Source organism: Streptomyces ambofaciens ATCC 23877, from assembly GCF_001267885.1.
In the GTDB taxonomy this organism is placed as follows: domain Bacteria; phylum Actinomycetota; class Actinomycetes; order Streptomycetales; family Streptomycetaceae; genus Streptomyces; species Streptomyces ambofaciens.
Window position 1 is genome coordinate 2,082,061 of the sequence record NZ_CP012382.1, and the last position, 25,533, is coordinate 2,107,593.

The 25,533-nt window shown below is 72.2% G+C and carries 20 protein-coding genes; 6 read left to right on the forward strand and 14 right to left on the reverse strand.

Going from position 1 to position 25,533, the window contains the following annotated elements; genetic code table 11:
- Positions 1 to 2 precede the first annotated feature (2 nt).
- Both SAM23877_RS09415 and SAM23877_RS09420 read right to left on the reverse strand, forming a co-directional pair.
- Positions 3 to 1,625, reverse strand: coding sequence for a glycoside hydrolase family 13 protein (locus SAM23877_RS09415; protein WP_053128903.1), 1,623 nt, complete (start codon positions 1,623 to 1,625; stop codon positions 3 to 5).
- 178 nt (positions 1,626 to 1,803) lie between these two features.
- Positions 1,804 to 3,075 carry an ABC transporter substrate-binding protein gene (locus SAM23877_RS09420; RefSeq protein WP_053128906.1) on the reverse strand — a complete coding sequence of 424 codons (1,272 nt, stop codon included), beginning with the start codon at positions 3,073 to 3,075 and terminating at the stop codon, positions 1,804 to 1,806.
- Between the two features lie 167 nt (positions 3,076 to 3,242).
- Between SAM23877_RS09420 and SAM23877_RS09425 the strand changes: the two genes are divergently transcribed.
- The 3 genes from SAM23877_RS09425 to SAM23877_RS09435 are packed head-to-tail and all read left to right on the forward strand — an operon-like array spanning position 3,243 to position 7,022.
- Positions 3,243 to 3,758 carry a PadR family transcriptional regulator gene (locus SAM23877_RS09425; RefSeq protein ID WP_053128913.1) on the forward strand — a complete coding sequence of 172 codons (516 nt, stop codon included), beginning with the start codon at positions 3,243 to 3,245 and terminating at the stop codon, positions 3,756 to 3,758.
- Complete coding sequence (locus tag SAM23877_RS09430; RefSeq protein ID WP_174532206.1) at positions 3,755 to 4,555, forward strand: ABC transporter ATP-binding protein; 801 nt, start codon at positions 3,755 to 3,757, stop codon at positions 4,553 to 4,555. The genes SAM23877_RS09425 and SAM23877_RS09430 overlap by 4 nt, the downstream gene beginning before the upstream one ends.
- Positions 4,556 to 4,610: 55 nt before the next feature.
- A complete protein-coding gene (locus tag SAM23877_RS09435; protein ID WP_053128915.1) occupies positions 4,611 to 7,022 on the forward strand; it encodes an ABC transporter permease in 2,412 nt (803 codons plus the stop codon).
- Between the two features lie 28 nt (positions 7,023 to 7,050).
- On the opposite strand, the gene pgi is transcribed toward SAM23877_RS09435, so the two are convergent.
- From pgi to uvrC, 11 genes are all read right to left on the reverse strand, one after another.
- Positions 7,051 to 8,703: a glucose-6-phosphate isomerase gene (gene pgi, locus SAM23877_RS09440; RefSeq protein ID WP_053128917.1), complete on the reverse strand. Its 1,653-nt coding sequence runs from the start codon at positions 8,701 to 8,703 to the stop codon at positions 7,051 to 7,053.
- 126 nt (positions 8,704 to 8,829) lie between these two features.
- Entirely contained in the window at positions 8,830 to 9,165 is a 336-nt protein-coding gene (locus SAM23877_RS09445; protein ID WP_003976875.1) for an RNA polymerase-binding protein RbpA, read from the reverse strand.
- A gap of 200 nt (positions 9,166 to 9,365) precedes the next feature.
- Complete coding sequence (gene secG, locus SAM23877_RS09450; protein WP_053128919.1) at positions 9,366 to 9,596, reverse strand: preprotein translocase subunit SecG; 231 nt, start codon at positions 9,594 to 9,596, stop codon at positions 9,366 to 9,368.
- A 151-nt stretch (positions 9,597 to 9,747) separates the two neighbouring features.
- Positions 9,748 to 10,524 carry a triose-phosphate isomerase gene (gene tpiA, locus SAM23877_RS09455; RefSeq protein ID WP_053128921.1) on the reverse strand — a complete coding sequence of 259 codons (777 nt, stop codon included), beginning with the start codon at positions 10,522 to 10,524 and terminating at the stop codon, positions 9,748 to 9,750.
- A 5-nt stretch (positions 10,525 to 10,529) separates the two neighbouring features.
- Positions 10,530 to 11,741, reverse strand: coding sequence for a phosphoglycerate kinase (locus tag SAM23877_RS09460; RefSeq protein ID WP_053128923.1), 1,212 nt, complete (start codon positions 11,739 to 11,741; stop codon positions 10,530 to 10,532).
- Positions 11,742 to 11,879: 138 nt separating this feature from the next.
- Complete coding sequence (gene gap / locus SAM23877_RS09465; RefSeq protein ID WP_053128925.1) at positions 11,880 to 12,887, reverse strand: type I glyceraldehyde-3-phosphate dehydrogenase; 1,008 nt, start codon at positions 12,885 to 12,887, stop codon at positions 11,880 to 11,882.
- Between the two features lie 227 nt (positions 12,888 to 13,114).
- Positions 13,115 to 16,066, reverse strand: a complete 2,952-nt coding sequence (locus tag SAM23877_RS09470) for a M14 family metallopeptidase (RefSeq protein ID WP_053128928.1) — start codon at positions 16,064 to 16,066, stop codon at positions 13,115 to 13,117.
- 211 nt (positions 16,067 to 16,277) lie between these two features.
- Positions 16,278 to 17,267: a DNA-binding protein WhiA gene (gene whiA / locus SAM23877_RS09475; RefSeq protein ID WP_053128930.1), complete on the reverse strand. Its 990-nt coding sequence runs from the start codon at positions 17,265 to 17,267 to the stop codon at positions 16,278 to 16,280.
- Positions 17,258 to 18,349: a gluconeogenesis factor YvcK family protein gene (locus SAM23877_RS09480; protein ID WP_053128931.1), complete on the reverse strand. Its 1,092-nt coding sequence runs from the start codon at positions 18,347 to 18,349 to the stop codon at positions 17,258 to 17,260. The genes whiA and SAM23877_RS09480 overlap by 10 nt, the downstream gene beginning before the upstream one ends.
- Positions 18,346 to 19,362, reverse strand: coding sequence for an RNase adapter RapZ (rapZ, locus tag SAM23877_RS09485; RefSeq protein WP_053128934.1), 1,017 nt, complete (start codon positions 19,360 to 19,362; stop codon positions 18,346 to 18,348). Before rapZ ends, SAM23877_RS09480 begins: the two co-directional genes overlap by 4 nt.
- Positions 19,359 to 21,479 carry an excinuclease ABC subunit UvrC gene (uvrC, locus tag SAM23877_RS09490; RefSeq protein ID WP_053128937.1) on the reverse strand — a complete coding sequence of 707 codons (2,121 nt, stop codon included), beginning with the start codon at positions 21,477 to 21,479 and terminating at the stop codon, positions 19,359 to 19,361. The genes rapZ and uvrC overlap by 4 nt, the downstream gene beginning before the upstream one ends.
- 417 nt (positions 21,480 to 21,896) lie before the next feature.
- On the opposite strand from uvrC, the gene SAM23877_RS09495 reads away from it, so the two are divergent.
- Positions 21,897 to 22,847: a hypothetical protein gene (locus SAM23877_RS09495; protein ID WP_053128941.1), complete on the forward strand. Its 951-nt coding sequence runs from the start codon at positions 21,897 to 21,899 to the stop codon at positions 22,845 to 22,847.
- Between the two features lie 33 nt (positions 22,848 to 22,880).
- On the opposite strand, the gene SAM23877_RS09500 is transcribed toward SAM23877_RS09495, so the two are convergent.
- On the reverse strand, positions 22,881 to 23,306 hold the full coding sequence (locus tag SAM23877_RS09500) for a Rieske (2Fe-2S) protein (protein ID WP_053128952.1): 426 nt from the start codon (positions 23,304 to 23,306) through the stop codon (positions 22,881 to 22,883).
- A gap of 195 nt (positions 23,307 to 23,501) precedes the next feature.
- Between SAM23877_RS09500 and SAM23877_RS09505 the strand changes: the two genes are divergently transcribed.
- Together SAM23877_RS09505 and SAM23877_RS09510 are read left to right on the forward strand one after the other, a co-directional pair.
- Positions 23,502 to 24,575 carry a LacI family DNA-binding transcriptional regulator gene (locus SAM23877_RS09505; protein ID WP_053128955.1) on the forward strand — a complete coding sequence of 358 codons (1,074 nt, stop codon included), beginning with the start codon at positions 23,502 to 23,504 and terminating at the stop codon, positions 24,573 to 24,575.
- Entirely contained in the window at positions 24,572 to 25,480 is a 909-nt protein-coding gene (locus SAM23877_RS09510; protein ID WP_053128958.1) for a carbohydrate kinase family protein, read from the forward strand. The genes SAM23877_RS09505 and SAM23877_RS09510 overlap by 4 nt, the downstream gene beginning before the upstream one ends.
- Positions 25,481 to 25,533: the final 53 nt, after the last annotated feature.

The following is a 25,533-nucleotide window of genomic DNA, read 5'->3' on the forward strand; positions in this document are numbered from 1 at the left end:
GGTCAGAGGTCGGCGATCCACCAGGCGGCGGTGGCGCCGGGCAGGACGCCTGCCGGGCAGGGGCCGCTGCCGAGCAGCGGGGTGCCGGGTACCGGCGCGGGCGTGGGGGCGGTGCCGAAGTTCACGGCGCAGACCAGGCCGTCGCCGCGGACGAAGGCCAGGACCCCCGGCGGGGTGTCCAGCCAGCGCAGGGTGCCCTCGCCCAGCTGGGGCAGCGCGGAGCGGATTTGCAGCCCGTCGCGGTACAGGTGCCAGAAGGAGCGGGTGTCGGCGAGCGCGCGGTCGGTGGCGTACTCGGCGAAGTACTCCGGCTGGGGCAGCCAGGGCTTGGCGCCCCCGTCACCGGTGGTGAAGCCGAACGGGGAGGCCTGTCCCGACCAGGGCAGCGGCACCCGGCAGCCGTCGCGGATGCGGGCGCGGCTGCCGGTGCGGTGGAAGATCGGGTCGGTGAGCACGTCGTCGGGCAGGTCGACGACCTCGGGCAGGCCCAGTTCCTCGCCCTGGTAGATGTACGCGGCGCCGGGCAGCGCCAGCATCAGCAGGGCCGCGGCGCGGGCGCGGGCGGCGCCGAGGCCGCTGCCTTCGGTCGCGGGTTCGCCGTAGCGGGTGACGGTGCGGACCTGGTCGTGGTTGTTGAGGACCCAGGTGACCGTGGAACCGGTGCCGGCGATGTCCTGCATGGCCTCGGAGATGACCTTGCGGAAGGCGTCCGGGTCCCAGGGGGCGCCGAGGAGGTCGAAGAAGAAGGCCTGGTGGAGCTCGTCGGGGCGGACGTAGCGCGCGTGTTCGCGGGCACTGGGCACCGACACCTCGCCGACCAGGAGGCGTTCGCGGCCGTCGCGGGCGGCGTACTCCTCGCAGACGGCGCGCCAGTGCCGCCACACGTCGTGCACCTCGGGCTGGTTCCAGGCGAGCGGATTGACCGAGTCCCGGGTGCGGGCGTCGGCCTCCGGGTCCGGGGAGTCGGGCAGCTCCGGGTGCTTGAAGAGGCCGGCGGCGACGTCGATGCGGAAACCGTCGACGCCCCGGTCCAGCCAGAAGCGGAGTATCCGGTCGAACTCGGCGGCGACCTGCGGCTCGCGCCAGTTCCAGTCCGGCTGCTCGGGCGTGAACATGTGCAGGTACCACTGGCCGGGCCGGCCGTCGGCCTCGGTCACCCGGGTCCAGGCGGGTCCGCCGAACATGGCGTGCCAGTTGTTGGGCGGCTCGGCGCCGTCCGGGCCCCGGCCGTCGGCGAAGTGGAAGCGGGCGCGGGCCGGGCTGCCGGGCGGGGAGGCCAGCGCCTCGCGGAACCACGGGTGCTCGCTGGAGCAGTGGTTGGGAACGATGTCCAGCAGCACCCGGATGCCCAGGCGCCGGGCGGCCGCGACCAGCGCGTCGAACTCGTCGAGGTCGCCGAAGAGCGGGTCCACGCCGCGGTAGTCGGCGACGTCGTAGCCGTGGTCGTGCTGCGGCGAGGGGTAGAAGGGGCTCAGCCAGATCCCGTCCACGCCGAGTTTGCGCAGGTAGGGCAGCCCGGCCCGCACGCCGGCGAGGTCGCCGACGCCGTCGCCGGTGCTGTCGAGGAAGCTGCGGACGTAGACCTGGTAGATCACCGCGTCACGCCACCACTGGTGCCTGTTCACCCCGAGAACCCGTCTGTTGGGAGAAGCCGTTATGCATGCATGTTAGGTAGCGGTGTCGCGGGGATGTCAACGAAAAGAACAGGGGCCGCGGAACAACTGGGCCTTTATATCCGCACTTTTCGCCGCACCACGGGCACAGATGAGATGGGGGCGTTACCTAACACGTAACTAGAGGGCCTCAGCGGTGCGAGAGGGCGGCCAGCTCGCGCGCCAGTCGCCGCACCGCGGCCTCGGGCGTCTGCCGCCCGGTCATCGCGTCGTGCACGACCGCCTGCACGGCCAGGCTGACCTGGTCGTAGCGCGGGCTCTTGGGGCGCGGCGCGGCGGCCAGCACGCTCTCGCGCAGGGTCGGCAGGTAGGGGAACGCGGCGACGAGCTCCGGGTCCTCGTAGAGGTCGGCCCGCACCGGCGGCAGCGCGCCGCGGGTGAGGACCTGTCGCTGGACGCGCTCGCTGGTGAGGTACGCGATGAGGCGCGCGGCCGAGTCGGGATGCCGGGCATGGGCGCCGACGGCCAGGTTGGACCCGCCGAGGACGCTGGTCCCGGGACCGTCCGGCCCCGGCAGCGGTACGGCGCCGACCTTGCCGGCGACCTTCGAACCCTCGGCGGACGCGCCGACGTAGGCGTAGGGCCAGTTGCGCAGGAAGAGCAGGCGGCCGTCCTGGAAGGCCTGCTTGGACTCCTCCTCCTTGTAGGCCAGCGCGTCCCTCGGTATCCAGCCCTCGCGCACGCCGCGCGCCAGGAAACCGACGCCCTCGCGGGCCGCCGCCGAGTCCACGGTGACCCGTTCGCCCTCGTCACCGAGGATGCTCCCGCCCGCCGAGTAGACGGCCTCGGCCGCGTTGACCGTGAGGCCCTCGTAGGGCAGGAACTGGCCCGCGTAGCCGGCGAGTCCGTGCTTCGGGGCGATCGCCTCGGCGTACCGCTCCAGCTCGGCCCAGGTGCGCGGCGGCGGGACGCCCTCCGCGGCCAGGACGTCCTTGCGGTACAGCAGGAGACCCGCGTTGGTGACGTACGGGACGGCGTACAGCCGGCCCTCGTAGGTCGCGGTGTCGACGACCGGCGGCAGCAGGGCGCCGAGCGGGAACCGGTCGCGGGGCAGCGGACGTATCCAGCCGGCGGCGGCGAACTCGGTGGTCCAGTTGACGTCGATGTTGAGGACGTCGAAGCGGTGCCGGTCACCGTCGCGCAGGTCGGTGGCCATCTGCGCGCGGGTCTCGTCCGCGGAGTCGGGCAGTTCGACGAGGGTGACCTTCTCCGCGGGGTGCGCGCGGTTCCAGCCCGCCAGCAGCGGACCCAGATACCCGGTGAGGTCACCGGCGGTGGCCAGGGTGAGCGGACCGCGCCCGCCCGTCGCGCCCCCGTCGGCGCGGACGCCGGAGGCGGCGTATCCGGTCAGGATCACGACGAGGACGAGGAGGCCCCTACCGGCGGCGTGGATCCACCGCATAGGTTCCTCCCTGTACGACCTCGCTCACCGGCCGGTACGTGCGCACCTCGCGGGCCGGCACCGGGCGCCCTCGCCCGGACCAGAGGCCATGTATACCTGTTAGGTATGCGCGATACTAGGGCCTGGAGCACATCCGGGGACATGACCAGAGGCGGGAGGACGGCTGAGTGCGCCTGCACCTCCTGGCTCTCCTGGCCCGCGGTCCGGCCCACGGCTACGAGCTGAAGCAGGACCTTGAGCAACTGCTGGGCTCCGCGTACCCTCAGCCGAACGTCGGCCAGATCTACGTCACCCTCGGCCGCCTCGAGAAGACGGGACTGATCGAGGGCGAGGCCATCGAGCAGTCGAGCCGGCCCAACAAGAAGGTCTACCACCTCACCGAGGCCGGGCGCGACGAGCTGCGGGCCTGGTACGAGGAGACGGCGGACGAGCCGCGGGTGCGGGACGACTTCTTCATGAAGCTCGCCCTCGCCCCGCAGACCGGGCTCGCCGACCAGGTCGCCCTCATCAACAAGCAGCGGCGGCAGTACCTGAACACCATGCGGCAGCTGTCCAAGCTGGCCGCCGCCGAAGACCGCGACAACCGCGTCGCCCACCTCCTCATCGAGGGCGCGATGCTGCACCTGCAGGCCGACCTCGACTGGCTGGAACGGTGCCAGGAAGAGCTGGAGGAGCTGGAGTGAGCGCTGGAGCCGACTCCGCGGTGGTCTCCGCGGCGGGCACGGACCCGGCTCCCGTGCTGCGCGCCGAGGGCCTGGTCAGGACGCACCACGGTGAGGGCGCCCCGGCGCACGCCGTGCGCGGGGTCGACCTGTGTGTGCGGCGGGGCGAGTTCGTGGCGATCACCGGACCGTCCGGCGCCGGGAAGTCGACGCTGCTGCACCTGCTCGGCGGGCTCCAGCGGCCGGACGCCGGCAGCCTCTGGCTGGACGGCGCGTGCACGGACGCGTACAGCGAGGCGCGCTGGGCCGTCGAGCGCAGGAAGCGCATCGGGATCGTCTTCCAGTTCTTCAACCTGGTCTCCGACCTGTCCGTCGCCGACAACGTCGAGCTGCCCGCCCTGCTCGCCGGACTGCCGCCGAAGCGGGCGCGCGCCGAGCGGGAGGGGCTGCTGGCCGAGCTGGGCCTGACGGGCAAGGAGCGCAGCATGCCCGGGGAGCTGTCCGGCGGTGAGCAGCAGCGGGTGGCGCTCGCCCGGGCCCTGGTCAACCATCCGCCGCTGCTGCTGGCCGACGAACCCGCGGGCAGCCTGGACAGCAAGGGCACCCGCGAGGTGATGCGGCTGCTCACCCGCTTCCACCAGCGCGGCCAGACGATCCTGCTGGTCACCCACGACGCCCGGCTCGCGAGCGCCGCCGACCGGGTGATCAGCTTCTTCGACGGGCGCATAGCCGACGACGCCGCACTGGACGCCGGCACCCCGCCGCGCCGCCGGCCCGGCGCCTCCGCCGTGCTGGAGCTCGGGGACCGACCGCGATGACCGGCACGCGGACGTACGACCACCGCGCGCACCGCGCTCCGGAGCGCTGAGGCCGGTGCGAGCCACCCTGCGCTGGGCCCACTCCGATCTGCGCACCCATCGGGGCGAGGCGCTGTTCCTCGTCCTCGCCACCGCGGGCGTGGTCGCCTCGCTGCTGCTGGCCACCGCCCTGTTCGGGTACGCGACCAACCCCTGGCAGCGCGTCTTCACGCAGTCCCGCGGCGCCCATGTCTGGCTGCACACCGATGCCTCGGCGGACCCGGCCGAGCTGGCCGGCCTGGACGGCGTGCGCTCCGTCGCCGGTCCCTACCCCACCGCCCCCGCCACCGTCTCCGTACGCGGCACCCGCGCCTCCGTCGAGCTGCGCGGCACCGCCGAGGAGCCCGCCGTGGGGCGCCCGCTGCTCACCGCCGGGCACTGGCTCGACCCGGCGGATCCCCACGGGGTGGTCCTGGAGAGCCGGCTCGCCCGCGCACTGCTGGCCCAGCCCGGCGACACCCTCGCCCTCCCGGGCACGGCACGGACCCTGACGGTGCTCGGCATCGCGGACAGCCCCGAACGCCGCTACCGCCCGGGTGAGCAGCCGGGCCTGGTGTGGGCGCCGCCGGCCGCGGTGAGCCGCCCGGGCGGTCAGGTGACCGGCCTGCGGCTGACCGATCCCGCCGACACGGACTACGTCGTGCAGCGCGCCGTGACCGTGCTCGGCGCCGGTGCGATCGGCCAGGTCTCCACCTGGCAGCAGGCCCGCGCCGAGGCGCAGGGCGACAACCGGCTGCTCGGCCAGGTCCTCGGCCTGTTCGGACTGGGGGCGCTGCTCGCCGCCGGGCTGGCGGTGCACGGGGCGATCGGCACCCGGATCCGCGGTCATCTGCGGGACATCTCCGTGCTGAAGGCGATCGGCTTCACACCGGGCCAGGTCGTCCGGGTCTTCCTGCTCCAGCACCTCGCCTACGCGCTGCTCGGCGCGGTGGCCGCCGCCGCGCTCACCCAGGCCCTCGGCAGCCGGGTGCCCGGCCGGCTCGGGGACGCGGTCGGCGTCTGGCAGGGGCTGCCCGGCCACACCGTCGCGCTGTTCGCCGTACCCGCGGGCGCGGTGCTGTTCATCGCCGCCACCACCGGCCTCGCGGCCTGGCGGGCGGGGCGGGTGCCACCGGTTCCGGTACCCCGTCCGGCGGCGGTGCGGGGCGGGGGCCTGTCCGCCGCGGCCCGGCGTGCGCTGGGGCTGCGGGGGCTCCGGGTGCCGGGGGTCCGCCGGGGGCCGGGGCGCGGGCGGGGGTCCGACGTCCTGGAGCCCGGCGGAGAGGCCGGTGGAGAGCCTGCCGCGGGGCGGTCCGGCGGACGGGAACTCGAGGTGCGCGTGCCGCCCGCACTCGTCCTGGGCTGGCACAAGGCGTTCACGCGCTCTCCGCGCTCGCTCGCCACGGTCGCCCGCCTCACGCTGCCGCTGCTGCTGATCGTGGTGGCGATGAGCGCCTGGACCACCATCGACCGCTTCCAGAGCCGGCCCGAGCAGATCGGGCTGCCCGCCGCCCTCACCGTGCGCGCCGACACCGGTCTCGGCGACCGGGACGCCCGCGCCCTGCTGGAGCGCGACCCCGAGGTCGACGCCGCCTACCCCGGCGTGGAGGTGGCCGCGCTGGTGCCGGGGCAGACCGCGACCATCGCGCTGCGCGGTCTCGGCACCCATGAGGACCCGTACCCCTACGCCCTGGCCGAGGGCCGCCGCGCGCACGGGGCGGACGAGGCGGTGGCCGGGCAGGGCCTGCTCGACCTGCTGGACGTACGGGTCGGCGACTGGGTCCGGATGACCGTCGGCGACCGGCCGCAGATCCTGCACATCGTGGGCCGCAGCATCGAGCCGGAGAACGCGGGCCGGGTCGTCTCCACCTCCCTGGACACGCTCCGGGAGAACGATCCGCGGCTGAGTCCCACCCTCTACCAGCTGCGTCTGCACGCCGGCGCCGACCCGGACGAGGTCGCCGGGCGGCTCGCCGGAGCCGGGGAGGGCCGGCTCGACGTGCACCCCGTGGCGAACCCGGCCGACGGGCTCTCCCCGCTGCGCGGGGTCGTCCTCGGGCTGATCGCCGTACTCGCCCTGATCGGGCTGGTCGAACTGCTCACCGCGATCGGTGGCACCGTCCGCGAGAGCGAACGGGACCTGCTCGCCCTCAAGGCGATCGGCCTGTCACCCCGCCAGATCACCGGCATCACCGTCACGGCCACCGCCTGCACCGCCCTGGCGGCGGTGCTCCTCGCCACCGCGCTCGGGCTGCCGCTCGCGCACTGGCTGATCGACGCCCAGGGCGCCTCCAGCGGGATCGGCGCGGGGATCGCCCGGGCGCCCTCCCCCGGACTCCTCACGCTGCTGGGTACGGCCGCCGTGCTCGGTGCCGCCGCCCTGGCCGCGGTGCCCGCGGCGCGGGCGGCCCGGCGGCGCCTCGCCGACACGCTGGGGGCGGTGGCCTGACGGGACCGCCGGGCCACCGCGACCCGGCTCACTTCCGTCCGCGCAGCTCCCGGTAGGCGGCGACCAGTGCCTTGGTGGAGGCGTCCAGACCGGGGACCTCGGCGCCCTCCGTGAGGGCGGGCTCGACGCGCTTGGCGAGCACCTTGCCGAGTTCGACGCCCCACTGGTCGAAGGAGTCGATGTTCCAGATCGCGCCCTGGACGAACACCTTGTGCTCGTAGAGGGCGACGAGCTGGCCGAGCACCGAGGGGGTCAGCTCGCGGGCGAGGATCGTGGTCGTCGGGTGGTCGCCCCGGAAGGTCTTGTGCGGGACCAGTTCCTCCGGCACGCCCTCGGCCCGCACCTCGTCCGGTGTCTTGCCGAAGGCGAGTGCCTGGGTCTGCGCGAAGAAGTTGGCCATCAGCAGGTCGTGCTGGGCCGCGAGCTCGTCGCTCAGTTCGGCCACCGGGCGGGCGAAGCCGATGAAGTCCGCCGGGATCAGCTTGGTGCCCTGGTGGATCAACTGGTAGTAGGCGTGCTGCCCGTTGGTGCCCGGCGTGCCCCACACCACCGGTCCGGTCTGCCACGCGACAGGGCGTCCCTCGCGGTCCACCGACTTGCCGTTGGACTCCATGTCCAGTTGCTGGAGGTAGGCCGTGAACTTCGACAGGTAGTGCGAGTACGGCAGTACCGCGTGCGACTGGGCACCCATGAAGTTGCCGTACCAGACGCCCAACAGGCCCATCAGCAACGGCACGTTGGACTCGGCCGGAGCGGTGCGGAAGTGCTCGTCGACGAGGTGGAAGCCGTCGAGCATCTCCCGGAAACGGTCCGGGCCGATGGCGATCATCAGGGAGAGCCCGATCGCCGAGTCGTACGAGTAGCGGCCGCCGACCCAGTCCCAGAACTCGAACATGTTGGCCGTGTCGATGCCGAACCCGGCGACCTTCTCCGCGTTCGTCGACAGCGCGACGAAGTGCCGGGCGACCGCCTTCTCGTCGCCCAGCGCCTTCAGCAGCCAGGTCCGGGCGGAGGTCGCGTTGGTGACCGTCTCGATCGTGGTGAAGGTCTTGGAGGCGATGACGAACAGCGTCTCGGCCGGGTCCCGGTCCCGCGTCGCCTCGTGCAGGTCGGCGCCGTCGACGTTGGAGACGAAACGGACCGTCAGTTCGCGGTCGGTGAAGGCGCGCAGGGCCTCGTAGGCCATGGCGGGGCCCAGGTCGGAGCCGCCGATACCGACGTTGACGACGTTCCGGATGCGCTTGCCGGTGTGCCCCGTCCACTCACCGGAGCGGACCCGGTCGGCGAAGTCCGCCATCTTGTCGAGTACGGCGTGCACCTTGGGCACGACGTTCTCGCCGTCGACCTCGATCACCGCGTCCCGCGGGGCACGCAACGCGGTGTGCAGCACCGCCCGGTCCTCGGTGGTGTTGATCCGCTCGCCGCGGAACATGGCGTCGCGCAGGCCGAAGACGCCGGTCGCGGCGGCCAGTTCCCGCAGCAGCCGCAGGGTCTCGTCGGTGACGAGGTGCTTGGAGTGGTCGACGTACAGGTCTCCCACCCGGAGCGTGCAGCCGGTGCCGCGCCCGGGGTCGGCGGCGAACAGGTCGCGCAGCCGGACCTCGCCGAGCTCGTCGCGGTGCTTGGCCAGCGCCTTCCATTCGGGCGTCTGATGGAGCCTGGTACGGCCGTCTGCGTTCATGTTCGGACTTCAGCCTTCTTCCCTAGGTGTCCCAGCTGTCCCGGCTGTTCCAACCTAATTGATCAATAGTGGAGAAGACTGAACCGGACCGAAGTGACCGCAAGAGAAAGCCGCGAAGACCCCCGCCTAAATCTCGCCGCGGAGTTTGGCGAGCGCCTCGGCGAGAATCGCCTCGCCGTCCGCGTCGCTGCGACGCTCGCGCACATATGCCAGGTGGGTCTTGTAGGGCTCGGTGCGCGGCGGGTCCGGGGGGTTGTCCCGGTCCTGTCCGGCGGGGAAGCCGCAGCGCGGGCAGTCCCAGGTCTCGGGGACCTGTGCGTCGCTCGCGAAGCTCGGCTGCGTCTCGTGTCCGTTGGAGCACCAGAAGGAGATGCGCAGACGCGGCGCGGACTCGCCGCGCTCGGCCTCGCCCATCGGCCCCGCTCCGACCCGGCTCCCCCGGATCGCGTTGCCACTTGCCACGGTCGTAACTCCCTGCGTGATGGTGCCGCAAAGCGAGTCGGCGTTCCGCTTCGCTGCGAGCGCCTCAGTCTACGTAAGGCCCAACGCGCGTCCAGTGATTCGAGTTACAAGCCCAAGCGCCCAGACGCAAGCCCCATGATAGGCGGCGCCGTGAAGCGCGTACCGAACATGGGGCTTTACGTGCGGAAGTGCGTGATGGGTCAGCTGTTCGCCTTCATCAGCAGGCCGAGCACCATGATGCACGCGAACCACAGGAGACCGACCACCACGGTGATCCGGTCGAGGTTGCGCTCGGCGACCGAGGAGCCACCGACGGACGACTGCATGCCGCCACCGAACATGTCGGAGAGGCCGCCGCCCTTTCCCTTGTGCATCAGCACCAGCAGCATCAGCAACAGGCTGAAGACGATCAGGGCGATCGAGAACCCCATAACCACGGCTGGACCAACTTCCTCGGCTTCGGATGAACTACGGGGGCATGATGACAGCAGGCCACCATGCCCCCGCAAGGGTACGACGTATCGCCGCCACCGCATACTCACCGGTCGATCCGCCGGGCGAGCGGCCGGCCGACCGGGCGGTCTACTGGTCGCGGAAGCGGACGATCTTGACGAACTCGTCCGAGTCCAGCGAGGCCCCGCCGACCAGCGCGCCGTCGATGTCGGCCTGCGCCATGATCTCGGCGACGTTTCCGGACTTGACGGAGCCGCCGTACTGGATGCGGACCTTGTCGGCCAGCTCCTGCGAGTACAGCTCGGCGACCTTGCCGCGGATGGCCGCGCAGACCTCCTGGGCGTCCTCGGCACCGCAGACCTTGCCGGTGCCGATGGCCCACACCGGCTCGTAGGCGATCACGATCGTCTCGGCCTGCTCGGCCGGGAGATCCTTCAGACCGCCCTCGACCTGGGCGAGGGTGTGGGCGACGTGGTTGCCCGCCTCGCGGACGTCCAGCTCCTCGCCGACGCACAGGATCGGGGTGAGGTCGTGCTTGTAGGCAGCCTTGACCTTGGCGTTCACGAGCTCGTCGGTCTCGTGGTGGTACTGGCGGCGCTCGGAGTGGCCGACCGCCACGTAGCTGCACTTCAGCTTGGCCAGCATCGCGCCGGAGATCTCGCCGGTGTAGGCCCCGCTGTCGTGCGCCGAGAGGTCCTGGGCGCCGTACTTGATCTTGAGCTTGTCGCCGTCGACCAGGGTCTGCACCGATCGCAGGTCGGTGAAGGGCGGCAGGACGGCGACCTCGACGGCCTCGTAGTCCTTGTCCGCGAGGGCGAAGGCGAGTTTCTGGACGTGGGCGATGGCCTCGAGGTGGTTGAGGTTCATCTTCCAGTTGCCCGCCATCAGCGGCGTGCGGGTGGTCATTGAGGTCAGTCCTCCAGTGCGGCGAGGCCGGGGAGCGTCTTGCCCTCGAGGTATTCGAGGGAGGCGCCGCCGCCGGTCGAGATGTGGCCGAATGCGTTCTCGTCGAAGCCGAGCGTGCGGACGGCCGCGGCGGAGTCGCCGCCGCCGACCACGGTGAAGCCCGGGGCGTCGACGAGGGCCTGGGCGACCGCTTTGGTGCCCTCGGCGTAGTCGGGGTGCTCGAAGACGCCCATGGGGCCGTTCCAGAAGACGGTGGCGGCGTCGGCGAGCTTCGAGGCGTACAGCTTGCGGGTCTCGGGACCGATGTCCAGACCCTCCTGGTCGGCCGGGATGGCGTCCGCGGCGACGGTGGTGGGGTGGGCCGCGGCCTTGGTCTTCAGGTCGGGGAACTCGGTGGAGACCAGGACGTCGACGGGGAGGACCAGCTCGACGCCGTTCTTCTCCGCGCGCTCCATGTACTCCTTGACGACCGGGACCTGGTCCTCCTGCAGGAGGGAGATGCCGACCTCGTGGCCCTGGGCCTTGAGGAAGGTGTACGCCATGCCGCCGCCGATGAGGAGCCGGTCGGCCTTGCCGAGCAGCTGGTCGATGACGGCGAGCTTGTCGGAGACCTTGGCGCCGCCGAGGGCGACGACGTACGGGCGCTGGACGTCGTCGGTGAGCTTCTTCAGGACGCCGACCTCGGTGGCGATGAGGTAGCCGGCGTAGTGCGGCAGCCTCTTCGGCAGGTCGTAGACCGAGGCGTGTCCCCGGTGCACCGCGCCGAAGCCGTCGCCGACATAGACGTCCGCGAGGCCGGCCAGCCTGTCGGCGAAGGCCGCGCGCTCGGCGTCGTCCTTGCTGGTCTCACCGGCGTTGAAGCGCAGGTTCTCGATGACGGCCACCTGGCCGTCCGCGAGGCCGGACACCGTGGACTCGGCGGCCTCCCCGACCGTGTCCTCGGCGAAGGCGACGTCGGCGCCGAGGATCTCGCCGAGGCGGGCGGCGGCGGGGGCGAGGGAGAAGGCCGGGTCCGGGGCGCCCTTGGGGCGGCCCAGGTGCGAGGCGACGATCACGCGCGCGCCCGCGTCGGCGAGGGCCTTGACGGTGGGCACCACGGCGCGGATGCGGCCGTCGTCGGTGATGGTGGTGCCGTCCAGCGGCACGTTCAGGTCGGCGCGGACGAAGACGCGCTTGCCCGCGACGCCTTCGGAGAGCAGTTCGTCGATCGTCTTCAAGAGTGCTCCTGGGTTCTCGGATCGCTCGTGATCCTACGAGGGCTGGTCGCTGCGGACGCGACGCAGGGCCCGGACAGCGCGGCCTTGCGCTGCCCGAGCCCTGCTACCGCATCGAGGTGCCTGCTGAGTCCGGTTCGATCAGAGCTGGTTGCCGACGAAGACCGTGAGGTCGACGAGGCGGTTGGAGTAGCCCCACTCGTTGTCGTACCAGCCGATGACCTTCACGTTCTTGCCGTCCTGGACCATGGTCAGGGACGAGTCGAAGGTGCAGGACGCCGGGGCGTTGACGATGTCCGAGGAGACGATCGGGTCCTCGGTGTACTCCAGGATGCCCTTGAGCTCGCCCTCGGCGGCCTTCTGGAAGGCGGCGTTGACCTCTTCCTTGGTGACCTCGCGGCCGAGCTCCAGGACGAGGTCGGTGACCGAGCCGGTCGGGACCGGGACGCGCATCGCGATGCCGTCCAGCTTGCCCTTGAGCTGCGGGAGGACCAGCGCGGTGGCCTTGGCGGCACCCGTGGTGGTCGGGATGATGTTCTCCGCGGCGGCACGGGCGCGGCGCAGGTCCTTGTGCGGGAAGTCCAGGATGCGCTGGTCGTTCGTGTACGCGTGCACCGTCGTCATCAGGCCCTTGACGATGCCGAAGTTCTCGTCGAGGACCTTGGCCATCGGCGCCACACAGTTGGTGGTGCAGGAGGCGTTGGAGATGACGTGGTGGTTCGCCGGGTCGTACTTGTCCTGGTTGACGCCCATCACGATGGTGACGTCCTCGTCCTTGGCCGGGGCCGAGATGAGGACCTTCTTCGCGCCGCCCGCGATGTGCTTCTCGGCGTCGGCCTTCTTGGTGAAGATGCCGGTCGACTCGATGACGATGTCGACGCCCAGGTCGCCCCACGGGATGTCGGCGGGGTTGCGCTCGGCGAGGACCTTGACGGTCTTGTCACCGACGGTGATGGTGTCCTCGGTGTGCGAGACCTCGTACGGGAGGCGCCCGAGGATGGTGTCGTACTTGAGCAGGTGGGCGGTGGTCGCGGTGTCACCCAGGTCGTTGACAGCCACGATCTCGATGTCTGCACCCTGCTCCAGCAGCGCGCGGAAGTAGTTACGACCGATGCGGCCAAAGCCGTTGATGCCTACGCGGATCGTCACGAACCGATCTCCTCGTTGGTACGCCGGCCCGATGTGCCGGCGAGCTGTATTTGGGATGTCCCCGACCACCACCGACCCTACCTCTCCGGGGCCCCGGGGGTGACATCGAGACGCCCCATACCCGGCAGGGCGGTCCGTACCCGCCAGTAGGGGTACGGACCGCTCTGGGGCGTGGGGACCGATCACCCGATTTCGTTACACCGTGTCAGTCCCCAGCCCACTCGGATTCACTCATCCAGGGCACGCAGCGCCTGGCGGAGCAGGGCCGCCCGGGCGGCCGGCTCGGTGAGGTGCTCCAGGCCGAAGCCCAGCAGCACGGTGTCGTCCGTGGTGACCGCGCCGTACGTCTGGAACAGGGTCCCGGTACGGGCCCAGTCCTTCAGGACGGCGGGGCTGCCGGCGGGCGGCCCGGCCACCCGCCAGGCGCCGAGCGAGGTCTCGAAGCCCTCGGTCACGGCGGTGCCGCCGACGACGAGGGAGGCCTCGTCGGCGAGGACGCCGCGTCCGCCGCTGCCGGGGTCGGTGACGTAGGCGATCGACAGCTCGACGGACTTCCCGGCGTAGGCGCTCAGGTCGAACGCGACCTGCCGCCAGCCGCCGGACGATCCGGTGAGGCTGTTCCACTGCCCGGTGGTGCCGGCCGCGGTGCAGCCGTCGTCCGACAGGGTCAGGTAGCGCTCCAGCCAGGGGTGCTCGCTCACGTAGAACCCGGCCGAGCACTCCGCGGGCACGGCCGTGCCGGTGGCGCCGCCGGCCTCGGGCAGCGTCGTCCAGTCGTCGGCGCCGGTGGTGTGCGCCTCGACCAGGGCGTGGTCGTAGCCGCGCTCAGTGTCCCACAGCAGCTGGGTGCGGAGCGTGGGACGGTCGGCGGCGGTGACACCGGTGAGGTCGACGGTGCGGGTGAGGCGCTTGTAGGCGTCGTCGGTGTGGACGGCGGCGGCCATCCAGTCGCCCGCGTAGGGCCCGTACGGGTTGACCGTCCCGGCGAACTTCCCGGCGCCCGCGCTCGCGAACTGGGGGTAGGTGCCGACGGGCAGCTGGTCCGAGGTCACGCTGTAGGTTCCGGCCGCGTCGAGCGGGTTGCCGGGGGCGTCACCGAGCTTGCCGGTGGTGCCGCCGAGCTTGCCGGAGCCGGTGAATCCGGTGGCCCCCGGGGTCGAGGTGCGGGTGTAGGCGCCCAGGTAATACTGGCTGAAGTCGTCGGACAGGGTGCCGCCGCCGAGGTCGACGCTGCCGCCGGCCCGCTCCCCCGCCTCGATCAGCCGGCCGCCCTCGTTGAGGAAGGCGCGCAGCTGGAGCTGGGTGGCGTTGCCGGGCACCGCGGCGCCGGTGTGGTGGACGACGGTGTCGAAGTGGGCGAGGACGCCGAGCGCGTCGGGCGCGCCCTGTGCGGCGACGTCCCAGACGGCCGCCCGCTTGCCGTTGGCCTTGAGCGCGTCCACGTAGGTCTGCGTCTGCGTGGCCTTCGCGCCCTCCTCCGCGACGACGAGGACGTCCGCGCGGGGGCGCTCGGCGATCGTGTACGTGAAGTGCTCGCTCTCCGTCCGCTTCCCGCTCTTCGTCTCGCCGGTGAACCAGACCTCGACCTCGTCGCCGCGGTCGCCGTCCTTGACCTTGGCGCGGTACTCGTCGAAGTAGAGGTTGTCCTCGCCGCCGTACCGCTCACCTCCCCGCCACGGCTTGAGGGCCATGTCGTGGACGCGTCCGCCGTTGACGCGGTACTTCAGCTCCTTGTCGCGCACGGACTTGCGGACGACGACCGAGACCTCCTGGTCGGCGCCGCGCGAGTAGGACGTGGTGAAGGGGGCCGGGGTGAAGTCGGCGGCCTCCAGGCCGACCGCGGAGGACGGCCGGTCGGGGTGCGCGGCGCTCTCGGCGACGGAGAGCGCGAAGGGGATGTTCTTCGCGAACTCCTGCTGGATCAGCTCCTCGTCGTCGGGGAAGTTGAAGCCCGACTGGCAGTCGCCCGCGTTCCACTCGTCGTCGGGGTCCTGCTCGGAGATGGTCTGGCAGGTGGACATCTCCGGGGTGAACATCGCCATGCCGTTGACGTTGGCCGCGTGGCCGTCCGCCTCGCCGTTGGTGGTGTACAGCTCCGAGGAGACCTGCGGGTGGTAGCCGGGGATCGCGGAGTTGTCCGGCGTGCCGGCGAGCGCCTTGTAGAGGACGTCGTCCGGGGTGTTCGTGGCCACCTGCCAGCCGACTCCGTAGAGGAGGAGCTCGGCGGCGGAGTGGTAGTTGATGCCGTAGGTGAAGCCGATGCGCTTCTGGAAGGCGTCCAGGGCCTGGGTCTCGGGCTCGGAGTTCGGGCCGTCACCGCGGTAGGTCTGGCTGGTGGGGTTCGGGGAGGAGCCCTCGTCGTCGTAGCCCCACTTGTAGGCGAAGTTGCGGTTGAGGTCGACGCCGTCGCCGGTGCCGATGGTGCCGTCGCCGTTGTTGTCGCGCAGGTTCTTGCGCCACAGGCGGTTGTCGGTGTTCTCGAACGTGTAGTCGTAGCCGTCGGGGTTGGCCGACAGGAGGAACCACATTTCGGTGGAGTCGACGAGTTTCTTGATCCGCCGGTCCTCGTCGTACTTGTCCAGGTAGTGGTGCATCAGCCGGCGGGTCATCTCCGGGGTGATCCACTCACGTGCGTGCTGGTTGGACATGTAGAGGACGGAGGGCCTGGAGCCGTCCTTCGACTTCTTCGCGTTCTTGGTGAGCTTGAGCGCCAGGATGTCCTGGCCCTTCACGGTCTTGCCGATGGAGACGACCTTGGTGAGGCCGGGGTTCTCCTGCGCGGTCCGCAGGATCTCCTCCCTGAGGCCGCCGCTGCCGCTGTACGGGCGGAAGACGCCGTCGGCCGCGGCCTCGACGCGCTTCTCGGCCCGGGCGGACAGGGTGTGCTCGGCGAGGCCGACGCCCTGCTTCTCCAGTTTCTCGGCCTGCCCGTCGGTCAGGTAGACCTCGACGGTGGCCGTCCCCTTGTCGGGGACCCGCTCACTGAGTTCGTGGCCGTCCTGTCCGGCGGCCAGCAGCAGCGGAACCTGCTCCTGGGTGACGTCCGCGCGGAAGACCTTCACTTCGTCCGCGTCCGGGGTCACCGGGTCCGCGGGTTGTGCCTGGGCGATGGGTGCGAAGCTCGCTCCGCCGATCAGGAGCGCGCCGACGGCGAGGATCGATCTCGCTCTTCGTCTCATGAACCCCCCTAGCTGAAGCCTGTCCGACAGGCTTGAGTCCGCCACAGCAGCGAACAGATGCCAGGCTCATGACACATCATGATCCAGTCAAGAGCGCGGCAGAGACACGCCTGAGCCGGTGGCGGTCACCCAAGTGGGTGCCGGCACCGGCTCGTTGACGTCCCGCGCGAGGACGGTCGGCGTGTGCGAGGAGGGAGCGGTCCTGGTCGGGTCAGCCGACGAGGTTGTCGGCCAGCTCGTCGCTGAGGTTGGCGTCCGTGCCGGGGATGCCGAGGTCCGAGGCCCGCTTGTCGGCCATCGCCAGCAGGCGGCGGATGCGGCCGGCGACGGCGTCCTTGGTCAGCGGCGGGTCGGCGAGGGCGCCCAGCTCCTCCAGGGAGGCCTGCTTGTGCTCCATACGGAGCCGGCCCGCGGCGGCGAGGTGCTCGGGCACGTCGTCGGCGAGGATCTCCAGGGCGCGCTGGACCCGGGCGCCGGCGGCGACGGCGGCGCGCGCCGAGCGGCGCAGGTTGGCGTCGTCGAAGTTGGCGAGGCGGTTGGCGGTGGCGCGGACCTCGCGCCGCAGCCGCCGCTCCTCCCAGGCCAGCACCGAGTCATGGGCGCCGAGCCGGGTGAGCAGGGCACCGATCGCGTCACCGTCCCGGACGACGACCCGGTCCACGCCGCGCACCTCGCGGGCCTTGGCGGGGATCGACAGCCGGCGGGCGGCGCCGACGAGGGCGAGTGCCGCCTCGGGCCCCGGGCAGGTCACCTCCAGGGAGGAGGAACGGCCGGGCTCGGTCAGCGAGCCGTGCGCCAGGAAGGCCCCGCGCCAGGCGGCCTCGGCGTCGCACGTGGCCCCCGAGACCACCTGCGGCGGCAGGCCCCTGATCGGCCGGCCCCGGCCGTCCACCAAACCGGTCTGCCGGGCCAGCTGATCACCGCCCGCAACCACCCGAACGACGTAACGCGAGCCCCGGCGCAGTCCGCCCGGTGCCATCACGATCAGCTCGGAGCTGTGCCCGAAGATCTCCAGAATGTCCTGCTTGAGCCGGCGGGCCGCTCTCGCGGTGTCCAGTTCGGCCTCGATCACGATGCGCCCGCTCACCAGGTGAAGGCCGCCGGCGAACCGCAGAATGGCGGAGACCTCCGCCTTTCTGCAGCAGGTACGGGTGACGGGGAGCCGGGAGATCTCATCCTTCACCGCTGCCGTCATCGCCATGGGCCGATCCTTCCATGCATCCGAAAAATACGGTCGTACGCGGCGGCCAGCAGCTCCGGGTCGTGCCTCGGGGTCCCGTCGGTCCGGGCAACCGGAGCCAGTTCGACCGCGGCGCCGAACCGTTTCGCGGCGTCGGTGAGCGAGTCACGGTCGGGCACGGCGGCCTCGTCGGCCAGCACCACGTCCAGGGCGAGTTTAGGGGCGTGTCGTCCCAAAACCTCCAAATGACGCTGCGGAGAGAAGCCCTCGGTTTCTCCGGGCTGGGGCGCGAGGTTCAAGGAGAGCACCCGGCGTGCCTTCGTCTGGGCGAGCGCGTCCAGCAGATCGGGCACGAGCAGGTGCGGGATGACCGAGGAGAACCAGGAGCCCGGGCCGAGCACCACCCAGTCGGCGTCCAGGACGGCGTCGACCGCCTCGGGCACGGCGGGCGGGTCGTTCGGCACCAGGTGGACGGACTGCACCTCGCCGGGCGTGAGCGCCACGGTCGCCTGCCCGCGCACGGTGTCCACCTCGTCGGGCCGCTCCGGGTCGTGCCCCCGGACCAGGGCCTGGAGCTCCAGCGGCACGGCCGACATGGGCAGCACGCGCCCGTGCGCGCCGAGCAGCTTGCCGACCAGGTCCAGCGCCTGGACGTGGTCGCCGAGCTGCTCCCACAGGGCGACGATCAGCAGATTGCCGACCGCGTGTTCGTGCAGGTCGCCCTGGGACTGGAAGCGGTGCTGGATGACGCGGGCCCAGGTCTGGCCCCAGTCGTCGTCGCCGCACAGCGCGGCCAGCGCCTTGCGCAGGTCGCCGGGTGGCAGGACACCCAGCTCGTCACGGAGGCGCCCGCTGGAACCACCGTCGTCGGCCACGGTGACGACGGCGGTGAGGTCGCCGGTGATCCGGCGCAGTGCGGCGAGCGAGGCGGACAGGCCCATGCCGCCGCCGAGGGCGACGACCTTGGGCTGGGCGCCCCGGCGGCGCGGCTTGCCGCCGCGCGCCTGTTCGGGCCGGGCGGCGCGGGTCTCGGCGGGCCGGCCGCCGCGCCCCTCGGGCACCACCCGGCGCAGCCTGCTCAGCCGCGGAGTACGTCCTGTCATTCCCGTCCCATGTCCCGGTGGACGACCACCGTCTCCACGCCCTCCGCGGCGAGCCGGGCGGCGAGCTTCTCCGACATGGCCACGGACCGGTGCTTGCCGCCGGTACAGCCGACGGCGACGGTCACATAGCGCTTGCCCTCCCGACGGTAACCCGCGGCGATCATCTGGAGCAGCTCGGTGTAGCGGTCGAGGAACTCCTTGGCCCCGGGCTGGTTGAGGACGTAGGAGGACACCTCCTCGTTCAGGCCGGTGAACGGGCGCAGCTCGGGGACCCAGTGCGGGTTGGGCAGGAAGCGCATGTCCACGACCAGGTCGGCGTCGACCGGGAGGCCGTACTTGAAGCCGAAGGACATGACGGTGGCCCGCAGCTCGGGCTCCTCGTCGCCGGCGAACTGGGCGTCCATCTTGGCGCGCAGCTCGTGCACGTTGAGGCTGGAGGTGTCGATCACCAGGTCGGCGTCGCCGCGCAGCTCGCGCAGCAGTTCCCGCTCGGCGGCGATGCCGTCGACGATGCGGCCGTCGCCCTGGAGGGGGTGCGGGCGGCGCACCGACTCGAAGCGGCGCACCAGGGCCTCGTCGGACGACTCCAGGAAGACGATCCTGCGGGTGACACCGCGCGCGTCCAGGTCCGCGAGGGATTCGCGCAGATTGTCGAAGAAGCGCCGGCCGCGGACGTCGACGACGACCGCGATCCGTGCCACGTTGCCCTGCGAGCGGGCGCCGAGCTCCACCATCGTGGGGATCAGCGCGGGCGGGAGGTTGTCGACGACGAACCAGCCGAGGTCCTCCAGACACTTGGCGGCCGTCGAACGGCCGGCCCCGGACATGCCGGAGATGATCACCAGCTCGGGGATGGCCGCCTCGTGCGCCCCGGCTGTTTCCTTGCCCGTACTCACCTGTGCTCCGTCGTCCTGGCGCGGTGCGGAACCGGCCGCCTGCGGGCCCGGCTCCTCACCGGTCGTGCGGTGGGCCTGTTCTCGTCCCGCTGTGGGCTGTGCCTGGTGCTCGGTCATCTCTCCTGCCCCCGTCGTTCGTCCGGGGTGCCCGCGGTCACGGGCTCCCCAGGGGCATCCGCCGTCGTCTCGGGTGCCCCGTCCTCGTCATCAATGATCTCTCCCGTCGCCGTGTTCACGGCGGGCGCGGCCGGGGTGGCCGCGGCGAGGGCCACGGCGACGGTCTCGGCCGTCTTGCGGCCTATGCCGGGCACCTCGCAGATCTGGTCGATCGTCGCCGTCCGCAGCTTCTTCACCGATCCGAAGTGCTTGATCAGCGCCTGCTTGCGGGTCTCCCCGAGGCCCGGCACGTCGTCCAGCGGACCGGAGCGGAAGCGCTTGGCGCGCTTCGTGCGCTGGTAGGTGATCGCGAAGCGGTGGGCCTCGTCGCGAACGCGCTGCAAGAGGTACAGGCCCTCGCTGGTGCGGGGCAGGACGACCGGGTCGTCCTCGCCGGGCAGCCAGACCTCCTCCAGTCGCTTGGCGAGGCCGCAGACGGCGATGTCGTCGATGCCCAGCTCGTCCAGGGCCCGCTGGGCCGCCGCGACCTGCGGCCGGCCTCCGTCGACGACGATGAGCTGGGGCGGGTAGGCGAAACGCCTGGGGCGGCCGTCCTCGTCCTTCAGGGCGGGGCCGTCCGTCAGCGGCGCGTCGCCGCCCGCCTCCGCCGCGTCGCTGCCGTTCTCCCCGTCCGCCCACTCGCCGGTCCTCTCCTTGTCGGCGAGGTAGCGGCGGAAGCGGCGGGTGACGACCTCGTGCATGGAACGGACGTCGTCCTGACCGTTGCCGTGCCACAGCTGCGTGTCTCCGGCACGCCCCTTGATCTGGAAGCGCCGGTATTCGCTCTTGCGGGCCAGACCGTCCTCGAAGACGACCATGGAGGCCACCACGTCGTCGCCCTGGAGGTGCGAGATGTCGTAGCACTCGATCCGGAGCGGGGCGCTGTCCAGGCCGAGGGCGTCGGCGATCTCCTCCAGCGCGCGCGAGCGGGTCGTCAGGTCGGAGGCCCGCTTCGTCTTGTGCAGCACGAGGGCCTGCTGGGCGTTGCGCTGGACGGTCTCCATCAACGCCTTCTTGTCGCCGCGCTGCGGGATGCGCAGGGACACGCCGGACCCGCGGCGGTCGGTCAGCCACTGCTGGACCGGCTCCACCGGGTCGGGCAGCGCGGGGACCAGGACCTCCTTGGGGACGGCGTCCCCGGTCTCCTCGCCGTACAGCTGCTGGAGGGCGTGCTCGACGAGGGCGCCGGTGGTGATCTCCTCCACCTTGTCCGTGACCCAGCCGCGCTGGCCGCGCACGCGTCCGCCGCGCACGTGGAAGATCTGGACGGCCGCCTCCAGCTCGTCCTCGGCGACCGCGATCAGGTCGGCGTCGGTCGCGTCGGCGAGCACGACCGCGCTCTTCTCCATCGCCTTCTTCAGGGCCCCGATGTCGTCGCGCAGGCGCGCCGCCCGCTCGTACTCCATCTCCTCGGCCGCGTCGGCCATCTGCCGCTCCAGGCGGCGCAGGTAGGTGCCCGTGCGGCCGGCCATGAAGTCGCAGAACTCGTCGGCCAGGTCCCAGTGGTCGTCGGGGGAGATCCGGTCGACGCACGGGGCCGAGCACTTGCCGATGTAGCCGAGGAGGCAGGGGCGGCCGGTACGGGCGGCGTTCTTGAAGACACCGGCGGAGCAGGTGCGCACCGGGAAGACACGCAGCAGGAGGTCGACCGTGTCGCGGATCGCCCAGGCGTGCCCGTACGGCCCGAAGTAGCGCACGCCCTTCTTCTTGTGGCCGCGCATCACCTGCACGCGCGGGAACTCCTCGTTCATGGTCACCGCGAGGTACGGGTAGCTCTTGTCGTCGCGGTACTTCACGTTGAACCGGGGGTCGTACTCCTTGATCCAGGAGTACTCCAGCTGCAGTGCCTCGACCTCCGTGGACACCACCGTCCACTCCACGGACGCGGCGGTGGTGACCATGGTGCGGGTGCGGGGGTGGAGGTTCGCCAGGTCCTGGAAGTAGCTCGCCAGGCGCTGGCGCAGGCTCTTCGCCTTTCCGACGTAGATCACCCTGCGGTGCTCGTCACGGAACCTGTACACCCCCGGGGTGTCCGGGATCTCTCCCGGCCTGGGGCGGTAGCTGGAGGGGTCGGCCATGACTCACACCCTACTGGCGGGGGCCGACACTCCGGCGGGCCTGTGGACGACGGGGCGGGGGCCTGTGGACGACGGGGCGGGGGCCTGTGGACGACGGGGCGGGGGCCTGTGGACGACGGGGCGGGGCCCCATCGACGACCGGCCGCGGCGCCGGGGGAAGACGGTCCGGGGCCGGTCGGTCACACCGTGTGCCCTCGGGGAGCCGGGCCGGTGCGTTCTCGGCCAGGACCGTGTCGGGGTCGGGCGTCAGGTGTTGTCGGGACTAGATCAACACGCTTCAATGCGGGGGGACTCGGGGCCTCGAAGCGCGGCGGACGGATGTGAGGACCTTCGCGCCGCGACCGGGGGGGGCGGCTCCGGTCGATCCGCGCCGAACGGTCTGACCAGCCGTCGTGAACTTCACAGGAAGGCCCCCGCATGCCGCACGCCACCCAGCCCTTGGACGTCGCCACCGCGGAACTCGACTCGGTGCTGCGCGGTGGCCCCTTCCACGTGGCCCTGCGCGCCGCGATCGCCGCGCGCGGGCTGCCCCTGCAGCGGGTGCAGCACCATCTGTCGCGCCGCGGGGTGAAGGTGGGCGTCACGAGCCTGAGCTACTGGCAGCAGGGCGCCCGGCGCCCGCAGCGTCCGGAGTCGCTGCGGGCCGTGCGGGCTCTGGAGGAGATACTCCAGCTGCCCGAGGAGTCGCTGATACGCCTGCTCGCGGAGACGGACGAGGACACCGTCGCCCGGCGTCCCGCGGCCCGCTCCTACCGAGCCCACGTCGAGGCCTCCTGCGTCCTGGACGGGCTGCTGGCCGAGCTGGACCACCTGCGGTCGGACGGCGGCGTGCACAGCCTCGGGCACCACGAGCGCATCCGGGTGGGAGCGCGGCGCGAGCTCGCCGGCCGCGAGTCGCACCACATCGTCCGCGCCCACCGCGACGGCGTCGACCGCTTCGTCGCCGTCCACCACGGTGACCCGGGGTGCGCCCCCGCGCGGATGACCGTCCACGCCCTGGAGAACTGCCGCACCGGACGTGTCCGCACCCACCACGACACCGGTGTGCTCGTGACGGAGCTGCTCTTCGACACGCGGCTGCGGGCCGGGGACACCCACCTCTTCCGGTACGGGGTCGAGGACGGCACGGCGGGAGTGTCGCGCGAGTACGTCCGGGGGTTCGGCTCGGTGGGCGGGCAGTACGCGCTGCAGGTGCGGTTCGACCCCGCGGCCCTGCCGGCGCGCTGCCACCGGTTCACCCAGCACTCACCGGCGGCTCCGCGCGGCGCCCGCCAGGAACTGCTCCTCAGCGGCCCGCACCACTCCGTGCACCTCGTGGAGCCGCGGGTGCGGTCGGGGCTGCTGGGGATCGGGTGGGAGTGGGACTGAACGGACGGCGCCCGCGCGGACGGCGGGGCGCGGTCAGGTTCCCGGGCTCACCACGATCCGGCCCTGTTTCACCTCGACCGGAAGCTCGACGAGCGCGACGGTCGCCGGGGCGTGCAGCACCTCGCCGGACCGGGCGTCGAACTCGCTGCCGTGGCAGGGACAGACGAGCTTCGCCCCCTCCAGCTTCTTGATGGGGCACCCCGCGTGCGTGCAGACCGTGCTGAACGCCTTCAGGGCGCCGTCCTCTCCCCGGCTGACGACCACGTTCTCGTCCCGGTAGAGCTTGGCCTCTCCCCCGGCGACCGCCCCCTCCGCGCCGAGATCGACGGGCGCGGTCGGCCTGGCGGGCGCCGCGCCGTCGTCGCCCGGCGAGCAGGCGGCGAGACCGAGTCCGGCGACGGGGGTGGCGGCCGCCGAGCGCAGGACGGTACGGCGGCTCGGGAGGGGACGGCCGGGCATGGGAGGTCTCCACAGGTCGGGGGATGTGCAGGCCGACGATATCGGGCACCGGGTTTGTGCCCGCCGGGTGGGTCGCCAGGACATGCGAGGGATGGACTAGCCGCGTAAACGCTTGCGCAAGCGTTTACGCGGCCATGGCCGATGGGATACGGTCCCCAGCGACGCGCCGGGAGGAACACGGAGAGGAACCCGCCGATGGCGACCATGGCCGACGTCGCGCGGAGCGCCGGGGTCTCCGTGGCGACCGTCTCGCACGTGCTCAACGACACCCGTCCGGTGCGGCCGCACACCCGCCAGGCGGTCCTGGACGCCATCGAGGAGCTCGGCTACACGCCCAACACCCTCGCCCGCTCCCTGGTCACCTCCCGCACCCGCTCCATCGGGCTCGCCGTGTCGGCGATCAGCAACCCGTACTTCACGGAGATCCTCCAGGGCGTCGAGGCCGCCGCGCTGGAGCACGGTTACAGCCTCCTCATCGCCGACCCGCACGACGACCCGGTGCACGAGCGCAAGGTCGTCCAGCTGCTGCACGAGCGGCGCGTGGACGGCATGATCGTCGCGCCCTCCGCCGACCCGCGCGACCTCGTCGCCTACCTGGGCCGCCACCGCGTGCCCACCGTGTTCCTCGACCGGGTCGTCGGCACTCCCGAGGGGGACGGCACAGCGCTCTTCGACCAGGTCTGCGCGGAGAGTGCCGAGCCCACGACCCGGCTGGTCACCCATCTCGCCGGGCTCGGCCACCGTCGGATCGGCCTGGTCGCGGGCCGCCCGGGGCTCAGTACCACGCGCGAGCGGATCACCGGTTACCGGCACGGCCTCGCCGCCGCCGGGCTGCCCCACGACGAACGGCTCCTGGTCCACGGCGACTCCGAGGCGGCCGGCGGCGAACGGGCCACGGCGGCCCTGCTGTCCCTGGCGGTACCGCCCACCGCCCTGGTCACCGCCAACAACGCGATGACCATCGGCGCGCTGCGCACCCTGCGGGAGCGCGGCCTGACCGTCCCCGGCGACCTCGCCCTGTGCTGTTTCGACGACTTCGCCTGGGCGGACCTCTTCTCCCCCCGGCTCACCGCCGTGGCGCAGCCCAGCAGGGAGCTCGGCGCGCAGGCCGTCCGGTTGCTCCTGGAGCGCCTCGCCGCACCGGACCGGCCCGCGCGGACCGTCCGGCTGCCCTGCGCCTTCGTCCACCGCACCTCGTGCGGGTGTCCCGAGCGGTCCGGACACACCGCGCAGTCCCCTACCGAGGCCCACGAAAGGAACCCGCAGTGATCGTCGTCGCCGGTGAGGCACTGATCGACCTGGTACCGCAGGGCGCGGGCGCCCTCGCCGCGCTGCGGCCGGCGCTCGGCGGCGGGCCGTACAACACGGCCGTCGCGCTGGGCCGCCTCGGCTCCACCACCGCCTTCTGCTCCCGGGTGTCGTACGACGCCTTCGGCGAGGCGCTGCTGGACCGGCTGCGTGAGACCGGCGTGGACGTCTCACCGGTGCAGCGCGGCCCCGAGCCGACGACACTCGCCGTGGCCTCGGTGGACACGGACGGTTCGGCCGCGTACTCCTTCTACGTCCAGGGGTCGGCCGACCGGCTGTTCACCAAGCCCGGCGCGCTGCCGGACGGCACGCGCGCGGTGTCGTTCGGCACCTGTTCGCTGGTCCTGGAGCCCGGGGCGAGCGCGTACGAGGAGCTGATGCGCGAGACGGCCGAGCGGGGCGTGTTCACGGCGCTGGACCCGAACATCCGGGCCGGTCTGATCCCCGACCCCGAGGCCTACCGGGCCCGGTTCCGCAGCTGGCTGCCGTGGGTGTCACTGCTGAAGCTGTCCGCCGAGGACGCCGAGTGGCTCGGTGGCACCCCTCGGGAGTGGCTGGCCGCGGGCCCGGCCGCGGTCGTGGTGACCCGGGGCGGTGCGGGGCTGACGGTCTTCACCCGTGACGGAGGTGAGCACGCGGTGCCGGGTGAGCGGGTCGAGGTGGTGGACACGATCGGCGCCGGCGACACCGTGAACGCGGCGCTGCTGCACGGCCTCGCGGCCCGGGACGCCCTCGACGGCGACGCCGTGGCCACGCTGGGGGCTGACGGCTGGACCGAGTTGCTGGGCTTCGCCGCCCGTGCGGCGGCGGTCACCTGCTCGCGGGCGGGCGCCGAGCCGCCGTACGCCCACGAAGTGGCCCTCTGACGACGGGGTCGTGACGGGTCGGGTTCGGCGGGCCGGGGCCGGGACAGCGGTCC